Annotated in this window: 1 protein-coding gene; it reads left to right on the top strand. The window is 74.7% G+C overall.

The window, feature by feature from the left end; genetic code table 11:
- Window positions 1-48 precede the first annotated feature (48 nt).
- A partial coding sequence (locus tag KBX53_RS34965; protein ID WP_210864035.1) for a ribonuclease D occupies window positions 49-676 on the top strand: 628 nt, incomplete at its 3' end.

Here is a 676-nt window from a genome sequence, read left to right as displayed (position 1 = left end):
CCGGACCGGCTGCACCCACCGGATCTCCGCGCGCACTAGGGTTGTCAGGTGACCGACGAACCACCCCTGCGCCGTCGGCCCACCGAGGAACTTCCGGGAAACGCGCCCCAGCACCTGCCGTCGGCCCAGCCGCAGCCGGCGGGCGAGGGGGCTGACCCGGCCGACGGTGGGCCAGTTCCGCTGACCGCCCCGCGTGACGGCACCCCCGATCCGGTGGCCGCCCCGGCCCAGCTCGCCGAGGTCGTGGCCCGCTTCGCGGCGGGCACCGGCCCGGTCGCCCTGGACGCCGAACGCGCTTCCGGCTACCGCTACAGCCAACGCGCGTACCTGGTGCAGCTGCGCCGGGCCGGTTCGGGCACGGCGCTGATCGACCCGCTGCCGCTGCCCGACCTCAGCGCGCTGGACGCGGTGATCGGTGAGGCCGAGTGGGTTCTGCACGCGGCCAGCCAGGATCTTCCCTGCCTGGCCGAGGTGGGGCTGCGCCCGCGCCGACTGTTCGACACCGAACTGGCGGCCCGGCTGGCCGGTTTCGAACGCGTCGGGCTGGCCGCGCTCACCGAGCAGCTGCTCGGGTTCACCCTGGAGAAGCACCACTCGGCGGCCGACTGGTCGAGCCGACCGCTGCCCGAGTCGTGGCTGACGTACGCCGCCCTCGACGTGGAGCTGCTCACCGACC

The organism is Micromonospora sp. M51, assembly GCF_018070305.1.
Classification (GTDB): domain Bacteria; phylum Actinomycetota; class Actinomycetes; order Mycobacteriales; family Micromonosporaceae; genus Micromonospora; species Micromonospora parva.
The sequence above is the reverse complement of the archived record's forward strand: the minus strand, read 5'-3'. Positions and strand labels throughout refer to the sequence as shown.